The sequence below is a fragment of the Clostridium folliculivorans genome, assembly GCF_024341905.1.
GTDB classification, from domain to species: Bacteria; Bacillota; Clostridia; order Clostridiales; family Clostridiaceae; genus Clostridium_AR; species Clostridium_AR folliculivorans.
Genome location: NZ_BQXY01000001.1, coordinates 1,016,626 through 1,033,379, shown reverse-complemented (window position 1 = coordinate 1,033,379; position 16,754 = coordinate 1,016,626). Strand labels below are relative to the sequence as shown.

21 protein-coding genes are annotated in these 16,754 nt (G+C 30.2%); 8 read left to right on the top strand and 13 right to left on the bottom strand.

What is annotated here, in order from left to right; translation table 11 throughout:
- Window positions 1-208: 208 nt before the first annotated feature.
- On the bottom strand, window positions 209-421 hold the full coding sequence (locus OCU55_RS04665; RefSeq protein ID WP_261851139.1) for a hypothetical protein: 213 nt from the start codon (window positions 419-421) through the stop codon (window positions 209-211).
- Between the two features lie 241 nt (window positions 422-662).
- On the opposite strand from OCU55_RS04665, the gene OCU55_RS04660 reads away from it, so the two are divergent.
- Complete coding sequence (locus OCU55_RS04660; protein WP_261851138.1) at window positions 663-980, top strand: hypothetical protein; 318 nt, start codon at window positions 663-665, stop codon at window positions 978-980.
- A gap of 160 nt (window positions 981-1,140) precedes the next feature.
- Window positions 1,141-1,710: a hypothetical protein gene (locus OCU55_RS04655; RefSeq protein ID WP_261851137.1), complete on the top strand. Its 570-nt coding sequence runs from the start codon at window positions 1,141-1,143 to the stop codon at window positions 1,708-1,710.
- 13 nt (window positions 1,711-1,723) lie between these two features.
- Here the strand turns inward: OCU55_RS04655 and mnmH are convergent, their stop codons facing one another.
- The gene (gene mnmH, locus OCU55_RS04650; protein WP_261851136.1) at window positions 1,724-2,830 is read right to left on the bottom strand and encodes a tRNA 2-selenouridine(34) synthase MnmH; all 1,107 of its coding nucleotides are present in this window, start codon (window positions 2,828-2,830) and stop codon (window positions 1,724-1,726) included.
- A gap of 637 nt (window positions 2,831-3,467) precedes the next feature.
- Here mnmH and selD point away from each other — a divergent pair.
- Window positions 3,468-4,505 carry a selenide, water dikinase SelD gene (selD, locus tag OCU55_RS04645; RefSeq protein WP_261851135.1) on the top strand — a complete coding sequence of 346 codons (1,038 nt, stop codon included), beginning with the start codon at window positions 3,468-3,470 and terminating at the stop codon, window positions 4,503-4,505.
- Window positions 4,506-4,626: 121 nt separating this feature from the next.
- On the opposite strand, the gene OCU55_RS04640 is transcribed toward selD, so the two are convergent.
- The 9 genes from OCU55_RS04640 to OCU55_RS04600 form a co-directional block, all read right to left on the bottom strand.
- A complete protein-coding gene (locus tag OCU55_RS04640; protein WP_261851134.1) occupies window positions 4,627-4,839 on the bottom strand; it encodes a PF20097 family protein in 213 nt (70 codons plus the stop codon).
- Window positions 4,840-4,939: 100 nt separating this feature from the next.
- Window positions 4,940-5,536 (bottom strand): sulfurtransferase-like selenium metabolism protein YedF, encoded by a 597-nt coding sequence (gene yedF / locus OCU55_RS04635; protein ID WP_261851133.1) that lies wholly within the window; start codon window positions 5,534-5,536, stop codon window positions 4,940-4,942.
- A 94-nt stretch (window positions 5,537-5,630) separates the two neighbouring features.
- Window positions 5,631-6,095 carry a DUF3189 family protein gene (locus OCU55_RS04630; protein WP_261851132.1) on the bottom strand — a complete coding sequence of 155 codons (465 nt, stop codon included), beginning with the start codon at window positions 6,093-6,095 and terminating at the stop codon, window positions 5,631-5,633.
- A 269-nt stretch (window positions 6,096-6,364) separates the two neighbouring features.
- Complete coding sequence (locus OCU55_RS04625; RefSeq protein WP_261851131.1) at window positions 6,365-6,727, bottom strand: DUF1634 domain-containing protein; 363 nt, start codon at window positions 6,725-6,727, stop codon at window positions 6,365-6,367.
- Between the two features lie 26 nt (window positions 6,728-6,753).
- Window positions 6,754-7,587 carry a sulfite exporter TauE/SafE family protein gene (locus OCU55_RS04620; protein WP_261851130.1) on the bottom strand — a complete coding sequence of 278 codons (834 nt, stop codon included), beginning with the start codon at window positions 7,585-7,587 and terminating at the stop codon, window positions 6,754-6,756.
- Window positions 7,578-7,721, bottom strand: a complete 144-nt coding sequence (locus OCU55_RS04615) for a hypothetical protein (protein ID WP_261851129.1) — start codon at window positions 7,719-7,721, stop codon at window positions 7,578-7,580. The genes OCU55_RS04620 and OCU55_RS04615 overlap by 10 nt, the downstream gene beginning before the upstream one ends.
- 4 nt (window positions 7,722-7,725) lie before the next feature.
- Window positions 7,726-8,901 carry an ROK family protein gene (locus tag OCU55_RS04610; RefSeq protein WP_261851128.1) on the bottom strand — a complete coding sequence of 392 codons (1,176 nt, stop codon included), beginning with the start codon at window positions 8,899-8,901 and terminating at the stop codon, window positions 7,726-7,728.
- Window positions 8,902-9,039: 138 nt separating this feature from the next.
- The gene (locus tag OCU55_RS04605) at window positions 9,040-9,402 is read right to left on the bottom strand and encodes a C-GCAxxG-C-C family (seleno)protein (RefSeq protein ID WP_261851127.1); all 363 of its coding nucleotides are present in this window, start codon (window positions 9,400-9,402) and stop codon (window positions 9,040-9,042) included.
- Window positions 9,403-9,534: 132 nt separating this feature from the next.
- A complete protein-coding gene (locus OCU55_RS04600) occupies window positions 9,535-9,855 on the bottom strand; it encodes a rhodanese-like domain-containing protein (protein WP_261851126.1) in 321 nt (106 codons plus the stop codon).
- Window positions 9,856-10,344: 489 nt separating this feature from the next.
- On the opposite strand from OCU55_RS04600, the gene OCU55_RS04595 reads away from it, so the two are divergent.
- Entirely contained in the window at window positions 10,345-10,788 is a 444-nt protein-coding gene (locus tag OCU55_RS04595; RefSeq protein ID WP_261851125.1) for a MarR family winged helix-turn-helix transcriptional regulator, read from the top strand.
- Between the two features lie 249 nt (window positions 10,789-11,037).
- Complete coding sequence (locus OCU55_RS04590; protein ID WP_261851124.1) at window positions 11,038-11,715, top strand: class I SAM-dependent methyltransferase; 678 nt, start codon at window positions 11,038-11,040, stop codon at window positions 11,713-11,715.
- Window positions 11,716-12,128: 413 nt separating this feature from the next.
- Here the strand turns inward: OCU55_RS04590 and OCU55_RS04585 are convergent, their stop codons facing one another.
- Window positions 12,129-12,371 (bottom strand): SHOCT domain-containing protein, encoded by a 243-nt coding sequence (locus OCU55_RS04585; protein ID WP_261851123.1) that lies wholly within the window; start codon window positions 12,369-12,371, stop codon window positions 12,129-12,131.
- Between the two features lie 709 nt (window positions 12,372-13,080).
- Between OCU55_RS04585 and OCU55_RS04580 the strand changes: the two genes are divergently transcribed.
- From OCU55_RS04580 to OCU55_RS04570, 3 genes are all read left to right on the top strand, one after another.
- A complete protein-coding gene (locus OCU55_RS04580; protein WP_261851122.1) occupies window positions 13,081-13,794 on the top strand; it encodes a response regulator transcription factor in 714 nt (237 codons plus the stop codon).
- Complete coding sequence (locus OCU55_RS04575) at window positions 13,794-15,185, top strand: HAMP domain-containing sensor histidine kinase (RefSeq protein WP_261851121.1); 1,392 nt, start codon at window positions 13,794-13,796, stop codon at window positions 15,183-15,185. The genes OCU55_RS04580 and OCU55_RS04575 overlap by 1 nt, the downstream gene beginning before the upstream one ends.
- Window positions 15,186-15,629: 444 nt before the next feature.
- Window positions 15,630-16,148 (top strand): CBO0543 family protein, encoded by a 519-nt coding sequence (locus tag OCU55_RS04570; RefSeq protein WP_261851120.1) that lies wholly within the window; start codon window positions 15,630-15,632, stop codon window positions 16,146-16,148.
- A 181-nt stretch (window positions 16,149-16,329) separates the two neighbouring features.
- Here OCU55_RS04570 and OCU55_RS04565 read toward each other — a convergent pair whose 3' ends face one another.
- Window positions 16,330-16,719 (bottom strand): hypothetical protein, encoded by a 390-nt coding sequence (locus OCU55_RS04565; protein WP_261851119.1) that lies wholly within the window; start codon window positions 16,717-16,719, stop codon window positions 16,330-16,332.
- Window positions 16,720-16,754: the final 35 nt, after the last annotated feature.

Genomic DNA, 16,754 nt, shown 5'->3' with positions numbered 1-16,754 from the left:
CTTATTATCTTTCACATTATTGTAATAAATTATAATTGATTTCTTTATTAAGTTAAATATATTATATATAAAAATTCTATGGAAGTGATTAAAATTATTAGCTTTAGGCAATATAAAATTCATGCAATTTCCTAAATATAAATAAAGAGTCCAGCTACAAAAATTAACTGAACTCATTTATATTGGCTTAGCCTTTATAGTGTTTTTCTTAATGTGTTTTAAGAGGATCATAATTTAATATTACATCAAAAACTAAAGAACCATCAGCATTTATTTTACTAACTGCCACTTTTATGTTTGAAAAGTCATTTGAATGAAGTTTATCACAAACAATGTACTGCCTCTTCTCATTATTTCTATCGTAGTGATATAAATATAATGTTTTAGTTTGATAAATATACAAATTTTCAACCTTTTGCACATGTTCCACTTATTTCTAGTTTATATTTTCCTTTTATATTCAAAATTAGCACTATTTATTCCGTTTATGATATTGTTGTGATAAAATTTAATAAATTGATTTTTAGTTTAGTATAGAAAATGTTTGATTAAATTCGATTCATTTTATGTTTTTAACTGGAATTGTAATTCATAAACTATGTATAATGTAAATATAAACTATTAAACAGTAGTAAGATATATTGAATTAATCTATTGGGGGAATGAAATTGAGAAGTAAAGTAGTTAAAATCATCTTATCGTGTACTATTTTATTATCATTTTATATTGGATTTGATATTTATACTCATTCAACTATTGAAAGACTTATAAGAACAGACCTACTTTTAAAAGGCTATTTTATAGAAGCATTTAAGACAGATATTTCTGAACGACCAATTACTGACATACAATATGGTACACTATATATTTGTAATAATCCTGCTATCGGTCCAGACCATTATGACATAGACTATAAGTATAGTTACTTTGGTAAGGTAAAGTATTGGTATATTAATTGGGTAGGCACTGGTGGAGGCTAAACTATAATACGGAATATTTATTTTAGACGAACTAAAAGTGGACAAATTAAGTATCCACTTTAATTTTGTTAATTTATCAACATTGCTTTAAAACAGAGCCTAAAATAAATTTCGGTTAGAAGTGGTACATCTTTAATATAAACTTTAGGAGGAAAATATAATGGCGCCTTATAATTCTCGATATTTACTGGTTTTACTAATACCTATTCTTTTTTTAATTACAGTGCTAATCTATGCCTTATTTATAGGAAAACTTAGCGATTCAATTTTACAAATTAAAAAAAATTATTCCATGGATAAGGAAATCACTTTCCAAAAACATATCCAATTTTATATATTCTCAAGGATAGTTTTAATTCTAATTCTAATATCTGCATTCATATTTAAAATAAAATCAGATTCAGATTCACAATCCTTATTTATATATATTATCTTAATTCCATTAATCATTTATCTTTGTACTTATTGTTTCTTAATTTATAAGGATACTCAAAATTTAGTTTCTTCTAAAGGAATTGTTACACAAATAGATACGGAGTCTTTTGATCTAAAATCCCCATATAACAGAAGAACTATACCAATATTCCAAAGATCCGTAGCTGTGGAATTAGAGAATAACAAAACAACTCTTTTAAAATCAAGTATTGCTTTATTATCAATTGGTGATAACATTGAAGTTTGTTATACTGAAAAACTAAGATTTATATACAAGGTAAGAAAATTGACTTAATTTATCTTCATAATCAATGTTCCAATCCTTCAACAAACTCTTTTACTTCTCTACTATTACCTCTAAATATTATATTTCTATTAGCTTTATCTAAAGAATGCTTATACATTGGGTCATAATAGTTAGTTAAAAATAATTCTATCCAATTTCTGTGCTTATCTATATCATTGGTATCGATTTGAATTTTAAAGGCAAGTTTAAGCTCTTCGATTATTGACTTCATCCTGTCTCCACCAAGTCTACTCTTAACTCTCTCCATACTAACTACCATATCATCTAACCATGCTTCTAAGCCTAAATCTCTATCTTTCATTGCTTCAATATGATCTCTTTGACCGTTTATAACATACTCTTCTAATATGTTATAAACTCTTTCTTCTACAGTTGCATCTAAGAATATTACAGCTCCACTTTGAAAATAATTATAAAAATCTTTTGGTATGAAACTCTTTCCGATATTTTTACTTTCATCTTCAAAAATCATATATTTAAAATTCTTAGCTTCATGCTTTATGACGCTATAAGCTAAGTTATTTTCAAAGTTTATTTGTGTTGGTTGTGGTGTCACAAAATGGCCAAAGGTAGAACCTCTGTGATGTGCGATTCCCTCTAAATCAATAGAATTCTTAATCTTATTTAATAATATTGTTTTACCTGAACCTGTATAACCAGTCAAAACTAGAGGTTTTGCTTCAATGTTTTCAGATTCTAAGGAGTCTATTAGATAATTACGAAACGCCTTATATCCACCGTCAAGCTTTACTATATCTTGACCTGTTGCTTCATATACCCAATTCTGAGCTATGCTTGAACGAGATCCCCCTCTAAAGCAATAAATCATGGTATTTGGATTTTCCTTAAATTCTTTTACCCATGAGGTTACTCTATCTTCCTTTATGCTTCCAGATACAAGCTTATAACCTAATTTAGTTGCTTCATCATTACCTTTTTCCTTATAGCAAATACCTATGATATGCCTTTCTTCATTAGACAATATAGGTAAATTTATCGAATTTAACATTGCTCCTTTTTCATATTCAATTGGAGCTCTTACATCTATTAACTTTGTATCATTCAATACTATACTTTCAAAATCATTTGTTACACTTAATTTCTTCATTCTCGTTCCTTCTATTTCATCTTTCTAATGTTTTTCTAAAGATGTACACTTCGATCCGAAATCTATTTTTAAAACTCTCACGGGTTCAGGTGAGAGAATTAAAAAATAATAAGTTCTATTACGAAGTGGTACATCTATAGATAAACTACTTCATATTAGAACTTATCCAAATAAAGATTCGTAGAATCACCGAAATCTTTATTTGGAGTTTAAGGATTGAAGTAGTTTATCTGTTTGAGCGGAATAGATATCCCAGTTCTATAAATTAAAAATATATTAGATGCCAATTTAACTATTAATGGTATATAACTTGATTTATAAATTCTATTTAGAACTGGTTTATCTATATAACAATTATAAATTATATATTACTGCAGAAAATTATACAAATTCACATATTTTATGGCAAAACTCGCATCTTCAAGTTATAGATAAAGCCATAAGAATTTTAAACCCTCCCACTAATTCAAGTTAGGAATGTTTATAATTCAAATTTTCACATTTAAACTACTGAAATTATTAATTTTCATTTATAATGATTAATATGTAGATATCTATTTTGATTATAGACAATTCCTTGAAATTTTATAATAATTAAAGGCTATTGAATTGATATAAATTACTGGAGGTTAATATAATGGACAATAACATAAAACTGACTTCACTTACTAAAACTTCAGGTTGTGCTGCTAAAATAGGACCTAGTGTTTTAGATTCTGTTCTTAAAAACTTACCTAAATTTGAGGATTCAAACCTATTGGTAGGCTTTGATAAAAAAGATGATGCTCTTGTATATAAGGTATCTGATGATAAAGTTGTAATACAAACTGTTGATTTCTTCCCACCTATGGTAGATGATCCTTATACTTTTGGACAAATAGCAGCTACAAATGCTTTAAGTGATGTATACGCTATGGGAGGAAGTCCAGCTATAGCAATGAATTTATTATGCTTCCCATCATGCCTAGATCCATCAATAATGCATGATATCTTAGCTGGAGGATATAGTAAGGTTCAAGAAGCTGGTGCAATTATTGCAGGAGGACATACCATTGCAGACCCTACTCCTAAGTACGGGCTATGTGTTACTGGCTTTGCTCATCCGAGTGAAATACTTACAAATAGCAACGCCAAAACTGGTGATGTACTGGTTTTAACTAAGCCACTTGGTATTGGTATTTTAAATACTGCAGCAAAAGCTGAGCTTCTAACTTCTGCCGAGATAAAAGAAGTCACTAAAATAATGATTGAATTAAATAAGTACGCTAAGGAAGCCTTTGCAAATTTAAAAGTGAATTCATGCACTGACATTACAGGCTTTAGCCTAATTGGTCATGGCTATGAGATGGCTAGTGGAAGCGATAAAACTATTGAGATCTTTAGTGATAAAGTTGCTATACTTCCAAAGGCTTTAGAATATGCAAGTATGGGAATTATTCCTGAAGGAATGTACAATAACCAAGATTATTTAAAAGATATATTTAGAACTGCAACAAACGTTTCTCAAGAAATGAACGATGTATTGCTTGACCCTCAAACTTCTGGAGGCCTTCTACTGTCTATGCCAGAGAAAGATGCTAAGGAATACTTGTCTAGAATGGAATGCTACACTCCATGGGCAAGAATTATAGGTCAGGTAACTGATAAAAAAGACTATTCTATCGTTGTGAAATAAGGCTGTGTTCAAACTCAACTTTAAAGGTAAAGAGAGTCTCAATTTTAGAGAACTGGATTGAATAATTACACATTTCATAAGATAAATAAAAGGTATGCTAATCTTTGCATACCTTCGTTTTTTACTCTACTACATCTATAATCATCTTTTTGCAATCCTTACAATAATAAGCTTCTATCTTATTTAAATCTTCATAATTTCTCATTACTACACCGCTAGCAAAGGCATTAAAAAACACCCCTTTATCCTTCGATTCCTCAATCCATTTTAAAGAACCTTCTCTTGTATATATGAACCCCTTTTCAGCCTCTTTATGACAATACGGACATTCCATCTCATTACCCCATTCCCTATTTTAGGTTAAAAATATGAGCAGTGAAAACTTATATTGCTGTACCACTACTCACTAAGAAAGCCTTATTCAATTTGAAAAATTATAATGTAATTACCTTTCCAGCTGACTTCATAGCTTCAAGAATCGCATACATATTGCTCACCTGTCCTACAGAAACCTTTTCTTTAAGTTCATAGAAATCAAGACAAGCCCCGCAGATTAAAAGTTCAACTCCTGCTTCTTCTAGTTTCTTTAAATGCTCTGCTGCCTGGTCATTTAATGTTGGAACCTTTACCCCATCATTCATAAATAAAACTGCCTTTGGATAATCCTCTGACTCTGATACTGTGTAGAAGAACATCTTCATCAAGGATTGTCCAAGTTCTTCATTTCCAATCCCAATTGTGCTTTTATTTACAAAAACACACCAGTCTCCAAGAGGTTTTCTATTTTCCACTTTTGCAATTATCTCTTCACATTCTTCACAGCCATTAGAAAACTTTACATTAAAGTCACCATTAGCCTCTTCAACACTAACCTCAAACCCTTGGCTATTAGCAAATTTTCTTAGATTTTCTACTGCTATCTTGTTGTCAACTTGAACTGTAAAGAACTTTCCACCTTGTTCAATTTCCTTCTTTGCCATCATTACAGGCATAGGACAATTCTTACCTCTTGCATCTATGTTTTTACTCATGTTAATCACCTTTCAAGAAAATTAATTTTACATTAATTATACACTATAATCTCAGATAAATTAAACTCATAAGGGTGTCCTTTAAGCAAAATTACTATATATTATTACGCATATACTCTTTAGTTTTTTTTACTATATCAGCAATATCATAATAAGCCTTCAAAGTACCATCAGCCACAATGGGACGTCCAAATGATACCAACCCAAGCACTCTGGAACTAAAACCACCAATTCTCATAATATTATTCACAGAAGGAGAAGTGTTTGCCAAAACTAGTCCATCCATACCTCCATTAAGCTCTTTATATAAGTCTGAAATAGCAGGTATGACTAATTTCCCCCAATGTCTGCGACATAAAGTATAAACCTTTGAATCAAATTCATCTCTGCCAATATATATTAGCTTTCCTAAATCATTTTTTGTTATTTTATCAAAAGTAGTAAGAGACATCAGCTCTTCCCTTAGTGGTAATCTATCCATAGGAAGTTTGTTAATATGTATATTTGCTGCCACAGCAGAGGAATGGCATCCACCAACATCATGATATATTACAATCAAGAATTTCACCTCCATACATCCAAAACTTATAGAAATCACAAAAATAATAATGTCTTTCATAATTGGTACATTTTTATTATTCCTAAAGATGAGGTTTGTATGTAGAATCTTGCCTATATAAATTTTTAGCTTTTTAACTTTTTAACTTTTTAAAAATTTATGCCTAGAATGCGGGTTTGACGTGTTCTATATTAAAATTAATCTTTAATTTTTATAAACCTTTATTTCAATAATTCCATAATAATCATTCACCTTTTTACGTCTATCCCTTATTCAACTTTACCCAAGATGAAACTCACTATAAGTATAATGAATACTACAAGAGTAATCTTTGCGTATAGATAGTCCTTTTCTTTTATAAAGACAATAATAGACACAGCAACACGAAATACTGGGGTTAAAATCAGTATTATCATCCCTGCCATAATAACTGCATATGGTTTCAGTGTAATTAATCCACTAAATATTTCAGATAAAGTAGTAGGAAAATATCCATCTACATATCCGCTTACACCCGTAATTAAAAACATCATTAATCCCGCAAATATTACAATTGCACTTAGTGATACCCCAAATCTTAAAAATCCACTGATTATAATTTCCATCTCATCTATTTTCGAATTCTTTTCCATAATATAAGCATTTCCCTCCTTGTCTACTACATTCCAAAACCTTTAACTATCATTTGTATAGAAACATACGCAAGGACAGGTATAAATATCATCCTTATTGTCTTACTTTTTAGATTCTGCATTATTTTTGTACCAATTGTAGCGCCAATCAACACCCCTAAAGCCACTGGAGCAGCTATTTTAGGATCAATATCACCTCTAATTAAATATACACCAGCACTTGCAGCTGCAGTTACTCCAATCATAAAATTACTTGTTGCACTTGACACCTTCAAGGGTAATTTCATGAACAAATCCATAGCCATTACTTTAAATATGCCGCTACCAATTCCAAGCAGTCCTGAAATCACACCAGCTACATACATCATACCAAAACCACCATACACCCCTGCTACATTATAGCTTATGTCCTTATTTAGGGCCTTATCATGATAATCACCGTTAAGCCTTAATTTTACTGCCATTGGATGAGGAATTATATCACTCGGCAACTCTTGCCCTTTCTTTTTCAGCATAGCTAAAGTAGAATAAAGCAACAGTACTCCAAAAACTACATATAGATACTTAGGGTTAACAAATCCGCTAATAAACGCACCAGTTATTGCTCCTATTGTTGTAGCTATCTCTAAAAACATTCCTATCCTTATATTTGTAATTTTATCTCTTACATATGCAACAGCTGCCCCACTTGAAGTTGCTATCACAGAAACGATACTTGCTCCAATTGCATATTTTATGTCTATCCCAAACATCAATGTTAGTACTGGCGTTATAATAATTCCTCCACCAAGACCTAAGATTGACCCAAATATTCCTGCCAATATAGAGATTAGAAGTATCTTAATTACCATTAACAACATACCAGCACCTCCATATTAAAATCCTTTAATAAAGTTTTACTTCTACTATAATAAATAAATCCACTCAATACAGCTATTATTAATAATACTCCACTGCCACTAATATGAAAAAGCTGAAATGCTTCAGAATCCATACTATCACTTCCTCAAACTATTTTTTAATGTTTCATTAAATGCTATATAAGCAGCTCCTAAAGCTATAGATTTGTTTTCAAAAAATCCGCCTCTGCAAAATTCAATAGAGTCACTATTAGTTGAATAACATTTTTTCGATGCCACACTTTTACTACTATCATAAAAAAGTTTTGAATGCTCTATTAGAGGACCACTAAGTATTATCATCTGAGGAGCCAATATCTTAATAAAATTCGCAAGTCCTGTACCAAAATACATAGCTGCATCAGCTATAATACTCTTTGCTGTGTCATCTCCACTGTCTGCGAGATTGCAGATATCAACATAATCAACTTCTTCAAGAGCCTTTTCTTGCTTTGTCATCTTACCTTTTTTAACTTCATTTATAAATTTCGATGTAATTTTTGATATAGAAGTATAACTCTCAACACAACCATAATTTCCACAAGCACAGAGTTCGCCACCAATTTCCACTGTCATATGACCAAAGGCATCCTCACTATTGTTTATGGTTCTTACAATATTACCATTTGAGATTACTGCAGATCTTAAACCCACACCACAGTGAACATATAATAAACTGTGTTTTCCCTTGCCTATACCAAAGTTATATTCCCCAATTAAAGCAGTGTTTGCTCCATTATCTACGAAAACAGGTAATCCTAGACTCTTCTCTATTGCTTTTTTTAACTGATTATTTTTATTAAATTCTTCTTTTTCGTGGATTTGAACTACTACTCCCATTCCTATCCCAATAACTTTAGAAACAGAAATACTGGCTTTTAAAAGTAATTCTTTAATATTTTCTATTATTATATTCTCTTGTTCCTTAGCAGAAAAATCTCCAAAGATTGTTGTTTCCTCTAATATAACCATTTTCAAATTGGTAATCATTATTTGTATGTAAGTTCTTGAAATATCTACTCCTATAAGATAATACTTAGTATCATTAACCTCAAACAATGAAGGCTTTCTACCACCAGTTGATTCTTCAGACAAAATCTCACTTACAATCATACTCTCACATAAGAATTCTAATTCACGATTCAAAGTACTTTTTTTCAACTTGGTCATATTCTCCAACTTACTTTTAGTTATCGGACCATTTTTTTGTATAATTTTCAGTAATTCAACACTTCTAATATCCAGATTATGCAAGGCATTATAATCATTCATCATCTTCTTGCCCCCTTTACTATATTATAATACTTTTTTTCACTTTGGAAATAAGTTTCTTTAAAAAAATTCTTAAAGAATAAAACAAATTCCCTGATTTATAGCACTAATATTATGCCATAAATCAGGGAACTTAAGAGCCTATTTATTCACTATTTCATTTAAGCTTTCAAATGTATGCTCAATTATTTCAGCACAGCTAACACCATTCTTCTTTAATTCCTTACAAGTCTCTGCTCCGTATTTTTCACGCACATTTTTCATTAACTGATTAGTAAGAGCTCTTGCTTCATTTTGCTCTGTATTACTTTCTCTACCTTTTAAAGATCCTATAATAACAGCTGCAGCTCCAACAGCACCGCAAACGCTTCCTATTGTAAACCCTGTTCCCATGCCACTTCCAAGTCCTACAGGAATATTAGTATTATTTTTCTCATTGTATGCCTTAATAACAGCTTCTCCACATGTAAATCCTTGTTTATGATATTCTGATGCTTTATTCATTTTAAATTCCTCCTATAGATGTACTACTTCATACTTAATATTTTATATAATAATTTTTAATTGTAAGCCCTACTGCTCTGTAAACTTTCTTACACTTTTTATAGATTATCACCTTTGGCACAGTTCATCAACTTATCTTTTTAAACTACCTGTATATCCACTTGTACCACCTGATACATTTATAACTTTAAAGCCATTTTTATTTAAAGCACTGCAAACTCTTGAGCTTCTAGCTCCAGACTGGCAGATGATATGATATTCTTTCGACTTATCGAGAAGTTTATCTGCATCTGCAATAATTTTATTTACCGGTATATTTTTAGCTGAAGGCAGATGCCCATTTTTATATTCATACGGTTCCCTAACATCAATAAGATTTATCTTTCCTAAAAGTTCACCTATTTCATTTGCCTTTACAGACTTAATACTGTTTTTAAACAAAAACCCAAACATTTTCATACCTCCAAGAAATTTAATAACTATATTTATATATTAGAATATTCTTATATACTTATATTATCTCTATTTTTATAACATGTCAATATTTATTTAATATAATAAAACAAGGCTCTGTTTTAAAAAGCTGTGGATACCTACACATAATTTAAGAAAGCTATTTTTAAACAGCCTTAACAAAATAGTGTATATTCTAAAAACTAAGTTGTATTATGAAAAAAAGACGACATAACTTATGAAATTAAAAGTACGAATAATGTTCTTTGAAAATTGAATAATGCAGTGATAAAAATAATAGTACAAATTTTAGCTAACTATTTTGTATGATTGGATTATTTGTTTCTCATTATATGATTACGAATAGTTAAACTAGAGTGGTGAAATATAATTAATTAAGTAACCGTATTGACATTTAGAATTGAATAATTTAATATAGTTCATGTATGAACTGTTCAATAGAGAACTATATTTCAAGGAGGTATTTTTATGGATTACAATGATTCCAAAACAAAACAGGCTGTAGAGGTAGTTCAATCATTTATGTTAATTAGCAAAACTCTAGCAAAATACACACAAAGGAATGCGGATAGTTTAGGTTTGACTTTGCAACAATTAGGGGTTTTAAATACCATTTATTCTTCTCCGTTAATAACTCTTAAAGAAATAACAGAGAAATTATTCATTCCTAAAAGTACAGCAAGTGTTAGCGTTGAAGAACTTGTTAATTTGGGTTTGGTTGAACGCAAATCATCCGAAGAAGATAGACGTCAAATTAACTTAATCCTAACTGATAAAGGTAAGGACATATCAAAAAAATCAATTCAAAATCCTTCTTCATATATTGCAATGGTTTCTGCACTAGAAAAAATACCAAAGGAAGATATAGACACACTAATTCGAATTCACAAGGAGCTTTCCAAGCTTTTATAATTGAATAACAGTAGTATATTCGTTTTCAAATAAGACGTAATGTGAAAAAAATGCGACATAACTTGTGAAATTTAGAGTACGAACAATGTTCTTTGAAAATTAAATAATGCAGTTTAGAGAAGAATATTAGAAGATCCAAGTAACTATATAACTCATGGAATAATTTGGCTATATATTGTATAATTACAAGTAATTAAGTCGAGATAGTTAATAATTGTAAAGTAGAAAATTTGCATTGGAGGAAATAAAATGAACACTGAAAATTTTACCGGTAAGGCAGAAGCCTATGCCAAAGGACGCCCAGGATACCCCGATGCGGCAATAGAAACAATAGTCGGGCTTGCGCCATCAAGAACAGTCTTCGCAGACATCGGCGCCGGGACTGGAAAATTCACTGCGAAACTGGCGGAGCGCGGCTACTCTGTGTTTGCCGTTGAACCAAACGCGGATATGCGTGGACAGCTTGCCATTACGCTTGCACCATTTGAAAATGCAAAGATTATAGATGGCACAGACGAAGCCACAACACTCCCAGATCACAGTGTCGATATTCTCACCGTGGCCCATGCACTGCACTGGTTCAATCTGGATGCGTTCCGCGCAGAATGTCGCCGCATCGTCAGGCCCGGCGGATTAGTGATTGCTATTTACAACCATTTACCAGGCAGCGAGATGATAGATATTTACAAACAGACCATCGATGCGTTTTTCACAAAGCCGACGACTTGGGAATTTGCAAATCCAATAGAATATACGCTGGATAACTGGCTTGCTTACATCGCATCGCAGGACGACAATCCACTGCCCACCGACCTCGGATATGATGCACATATTGCTGCAATAAACGCGGCCTTTGACCGTGATAGCGTAAACGGTCTGTTGTACATTGATAGGGTTACAAAAGTATATAGCGAAAGGATAGAATAAAATTTTAAAATCATAACAGTGAACCTAATAAGCATATCTATCATTGGCCTAATACACAATTTTCTAATTTTACGTCACATAAATAAAAACCGGATAATTAATTAAAACACTGTATTATTCACACTTGAGTTTTGCAGTGTTTTTACGTCGCATTTCAAGAATATTATGAATTAAAACAAAACAGGCATCCACTATGGTTGCCTAATTTTTTTAGTCCATAATCAACAGTTTTTTAAAACATAGCCTAAAACAAAAATAAAGAGCCTAGCTTTAAATCACTAGCTGGGCTCTTTTATCCTTTGGATACTTTATATAAATATAACAAAGTACTTTGTGTCTAATTTCAATTTTAATATAATCTATCTTTTATATTTGTACACTAATACTTTTTCTAAAATCATATTAGCTTTAATTTATTTAAGTAACTTCTTCTTTAATTCATACTCTTCTTCATTTATTTCACCTTTAGCAAACCTCTCATTTAAAATATCCATTGCATTAGATGAATTTTTATTAGTAGTCAAATTTAAATTCCTTGAGCTCACTGCTTTAAATATAAAGTAGATTACTGCTAAAAGTATTAAAAGCATTGGTATCATCATAAAAAAACCAGGTCCTCCATAACCCCTAAAGCCACCGAATCCATTACAAAACATATATAATTCCTCCTTTATTATTGTTTTAATATTTAATCTTAAAACTCTAACTTTTCTTTAATTGTAGTACTTAATTATGGAGAGATTATGGAGAATATAATTCTTTGCTGCCGTTATTTTATAAAAGCCATCACAAATTTCTATTTTATAGGTATCCCAAAATACTCCTCATCATTTGTTAGTATAGATACCCCAGTTCTACTCTACAAAATTTAGTTATTAATTCTATTTAACTGTTAATGGTATTTTACTTGATTTATAGATTTCATTTGGAACTGGTTTATCTATAGATAAACTACTTCATATTAGAACTTATCCAAATAAAGATTCGTAGAACCATCGAAATCTTTATTTGGAGTTTAATGACTGAAGTAGTTTATCTATACCTTCCTATTTCTCCATAATTCCTCCACACTATATTTATATAATTAATTTTATATATAGATATATTCCATTATCATTTAATAAAACTGTTATAATATAATTTAAATTAAACTGTAATATGTACACCAATAGATGAACCACTTCATAATTAAACTTATATTTTCAAATTCTTCTCTCAGACCCCTGGAGTTTTAAAAACAGGTTTCAGATTGAAGTATTTCATCTTTATATCCTAATAAAACTGGATAACTTTAAATCTAAACTATTTTTAAAATAGGTGTACACTATAATAAATTAAAAGTACTTAAAATTAGAGGTGATCATTTTGAATAATTATTTTAAAATACTGGTAGTTGATGATGAGCCAAAAATATTGGATGTAGTAAAAGCTTATTTAGAAAAGGAAAATTATGAAGTAACTACTGCTTCAGACGGTGAAGAAGCTTTAAATATATTTAACAAAGATACCTTTCACCTTGTAGTTCTAGATTTAATGCTACCAAAAATAACTGGTGAAGATGTATGCCATAAAATAAGAGCTCTTTCCAGCGTCCCTATTATTATGCTTACTGCAAAAGCTGATGAGGATGAGCGAATAGAAGGTATATCTATTGGTGCTGATGACTATATAACTAAACCTTTTAGTGTTCGTGAGCTAGTTGTAAGAGTTAGAGCACTTCTAAGAAGATCTTATAAGGACACTATTCCGCTAGCTGATGTTTTAACCTTTAACAATGGAGATTTAGAGGTAGATATAAAAAAATTACTGGTTAAAAAGCAAGGGAAAGCTGTAAGTTTAACAACCAACGAATTCAAAGTTTTAACAGTTTTAATTACAAATCCAGGCCAAGTATTTTCAAGGGAACAGCTAGTAGATAAAGCTTTCGGGATTGATTATGAGGGTTTTGATAGAACAATAGATACTTATATTAAAAACATCCGTCAAAAAATTGAAGATAATCCAAAAGAGCCTAAATATATCACAACTATTTATGGCATGGGATATAAATTCATTCCAAACTCAAACGAGGTGAAATGATGAAAATAACTTTAATGAAAAAATTATCTATTGCTATACTAATAGCAATTTTAGGCTCGATTGCTTTAACAAGTTTTATATCAAATTACACAGTAAGCAAAAAGTTTAAAGAATATTTAATTGATGAACATAAATCTAAAGAGAATGATGTAATAAAAATGATTGAAGACTTATATGCTAAACAAAATAATTTCACAAATACAAATAAAGATGAAATTCAAAGATATGCAGAGCTGCAAAAACTATATATTGAAGTAAGAGATCTGAATAATAACATTTTATACTCTTCAGGTAATGATTATTTACAACAAAAAAATGGTATGGGAAATATGATGATGGGTTCTATGATGAGGAACTTTTCAGGAATGAACTTAGGTCAATATACTGAAAACAAGTATCCTTTATCAATTAATAACAAAAATGTCGGCACTATTATTATTGGTTATTTCGGAACCTCATATCTATCTTCTGGTTCTGTTACCTTTATAAGCACCTTAAATCATTCTTTATTATTATCCGCTGTTATAGCTTTAATTTTTGGTTTAATAATTAGCATAATAATCTCAAAAGGCATTTCAAAGCCTATTATCAACATAACAAAAACTGCAAATACCATGAGAACTGGCAATCTTGAGGTCAGATCCTTAGTTAATACTAATACTAAGGAAATTGATGAACTTTCTAATTCTATAAATTATCTAGCAGAAACTTTAAATGATCAAGAAATGCTTAGAAAAAGAATGACCTCAGATATCGCCCACGAATTAAGGACTCCTTTAACAACTCTCAAAACTCATATTGAGGCATTTATAGACGGTATCTGGGAACCAACTACAGAAAGATTTGAATCTTTTTATGAAGAAATAGAAAGGCTAACTAAGCTTGTAGATAATCTTCGCAACTTAGCTAAACTAGAGCAAACAAACCTTAATTTAAGTAAAAGCAAAGTAAATATCTCTACTGAATTAGAGAAAATAATAGACTCTTTTAAACCTCTTTATATAAAAGAACATTATGAACTAAATGGAATAATTGAACCAGAGATAACAACTATACTTGATAAAGATAAGTTCAAGCAAATAATAACTAACCTACTTTCAAATTCTTATAGATATTTAAAAGAAAACGGCAGAGTTACAGTAACTCTAAAAGAAGAAAACAAAAATATAATTATCAAGGTTATTGATACTGGAATCGGTATTCCTGAGAAAGATTTACCTTATATTTTTGAACGGTTTTATAGAAGTGATATATCTCGTAATACAAATACCGGAGGCTCAGGTATAGGCCTTACCATAACCAAAGCTTTTGTAGAAGCCCATGGTGGAAAAATATCTGCTCAAAGTAAAGAAAATGAAGGAACTACTTTTACTATCTATCTTCCAGCTTAAGTTTCTTTTTTAACTACTATATTATCAGTCAACTTCTGTTTGATAGATGCTACAGTGGTTATTCCAGCACCTTTAATAAAGATGAACCACTTCGATCCAAAATATATTTTTAAAACTCTCACGGGTTCTGGTGAGAGAATTTAAAAATATAAATTCTATTACGAAGTGGTTCATCTATAATTGTATGAAGATATTTACTCTAGAATATCACAAGGAAGTATGACTTACAGTAAATTAGACATCAACAATCACAAGTACCCACTTCAGCACAGGTTAAAAGAGAAATGAATGATTCTAATAAAGACGCTATTATAGCAAGTTTAAAAATAAAAATAAAAAACTTTTAAGCCATTTTGATAAAGCATCACATAGAATATAAGAATAAAAAACTCCTAACTGCGAAAAATAACATTATATTGCTTCAATATAGGAGATAGCAAACTTATGTATACATTAATTAGAGCAATAATGAGCATAACATGGATTTCTCTTGCTTATAAATTAGCAGATTGGAAGAATTGGAAAATGTATTATCCGACCTTGCTTTTCTATGGCATGGGAGATTTAATTTATAATGTGGTCTTTAAAGATAAACCCTTATGGAGATTTGAAGTAGATTATTTAGTACCATCTATAAATGGGTTATTTATTTACTTTGCAATATTTGTACCCATTATTTTGCTGTACTTATCTAAATTTCCTAAACAGTTTATTTATCAAGTTGCATATATACTGCTTTGGATAGGAATTTTTACAGCAATAGAGTTATTTACCACATCAATAGGTATGCAGAAGAATTATAATAATTGGAATATATGGTGGTCTGTACTTCACAATATAATTATTTTCCCGATGATAATATTACATCACAAGAAACACTATGTCCTATCTTGGAGTACGGCTTTAATCTTTCTTGTGTTTATAATGAATATTTTTAAAGTGCCTATTTTCTTGAGCAAATGATGTATAATCATTATTCTATATTTAATTAGGGATTTTCTTAAATTACGAAAAAAGTTCAGCAAATAAACTTGCTGGACTTTTTAATATAGCATAATATATATGTGCATTATATTATAAGTATTATTTTTTATAAGTTTTTATAAAATTACTCTTGATAAAATTTATGATAGATATTTATACTTTATCTATTGTTTCTCATCATAAAATTGTGCATATTAACCATATTATTTTTATCTACAGAACGCATCATCTGACCCATATTTTTAAAGCCATTCTGCTCCATTAAATCAGTCATTTTGTTATACTCTTCATCAGTAAGTTTATTCATGAATGTACTCATTGCATTATAATCCTTACTTTCCATAGCCTTTGCAGCGTCCTCAAATCCATTATTTTTCATTACATCTATCATTTTGTTATAAGTTTCATTTCTATTTGTAGTATTCTGATACATCATAGAACCTCTAGTCCCATATTTAGTTGTATTATCATTTCCCTTTGCATAAACAACAGTCATTGCTCCAATAGTTAATATACCAGTAATCATAATAACCAATACTTTTTTATTCATTTTAATATCCCCCTATCCAGTTAACTTCTTTCTAT

Excerpts from the sequence above, each read along its gene's own strand:
- OCU55_RS04660 (WP_261851138.1), top strand. The coding sequence starts at position 663 with ATGAAATTGAGAAGTAAAGTAGTTAAAATCATCTTATCGTGTACTATT.
- OCU55_RS04655 (WP_261851137.1), top strand. The coding sequence starts at position 1,141 with ATGGCGCCTTATAATTCTCGATATTTACTGGTTTTACTAATACCTATT.
- mnmH (WP_261851136.1), bottom strand. The coding sequence starts at position 2,830 with ATGAAGAAATTAAGTGTAACAAATGATTTTGAAAGTATAGTATTGAAT.
- selD (WP_261851135.1), top strand. The coding sequence starts at position 3,468 with ATGGACAATAACATAAAACTGACTTCACTTACTAAAACTTCAGGTTGT.
- OCU55_RS04640 (WP_261851134.1), bottom strand. The coding sequence starts at position 4,839 with ATGGAATGTCCGTATTGTCATAAAGAGGCTGAAAAGGGGTTCATATAT.
- yedF (WP_261851133.1), bottom strand. The coding sequence starts at position 5,536 with ATGAGTAAAAACATAGATGCAAGAGGTAAGAATTGTCCTATGCCTGTA.
- OCU55_RS04625 (WP_261851131.1), bottom strand. The coding sequence starts at position 6,727 with ATGGAAAAGAATTCGAAAATAGATGAGATGGAAATTATAATCAGTGGA.
- OCU55_RS04620 (WP_261851130.1), bottom strand. The coding sequence starts at position 7,587 with ATGTTGTTAATGGTAATTAAGATACTTCTAATCTCTATATTGGCAGGA.
- OCU55_RS04615 (WP_261851129.1), bottom strand. The coding sequence starts at position 7,721 with ATGGATTCTGAAGCATTTCAGCTTTTTCATATTAGTGGCAGTGGAGTA.
- OCU55_RS04610 (WP_261851128.1), bottom strand. The coding sequence starts at position 8,901 with ATGATGAATGATTATAATGCCTTGCATAATCTGGATATTAGAAGTGTT.
- OCU55_RS04605 (WP_261851127.1), bottom strand. The coding sequence starts at position 9,402 with ATGAATAAAGCATCAGAATATCATAAACAAGGATTTACATGTGGAGAA.
- OCU55_RS04600 (WP_261851126.1), bottom strand. The coding sequence starts at position 9,855 with ATGTTTGGGTTTTTGTTTAAAAACAGTATTAAGTCTGTAAAGGCAAAT.
- OCU55_RS04595 (WP_261851125.1), top strand. The coding sequence starts at position 10,345 with ATGGATTACAATGATTCCAAAACAAAACAGGCTGTAGAGGTAGTTCAA.
- OCU55_RS04590 (WP_261851124.1), top strand. The coding sequence starts at position 11,038 with ATGAACACTGAAAATTTTACCGGTAAGGCAGAAGCCTATGCCAAAGGA.
- OCU55_RS04585 (WP_261851123.1), bottom strand. The coding sequence starts at position 12,371 with ATGTTTTGTAATGGATTCGGTGGCTTTAGGGGTTATGGAGGACCTGGT.
- OCU55_RS04575 (WP_261851121.1), top strand. The coding sequence starts at position 13,794 with ATGAAAATAACTTTAATGAAAAAATTATCTATTGCTATACTAATAGCA.
- OCU55_RS04570 (WP_261851120.1), top strand. The coding sequence starts at position 15,630 with ATGTATACATTAATTAGAGCAATAATGAGCATAACATGGATTTCTCTT.
- OCU55_RS04565 (WP_261851119.1), bottom strand. The coding sequence starts at position 16,719 with ATGAATAAAAAAGTATTGGTTATTATGATTACTGGTATATTAACTATT.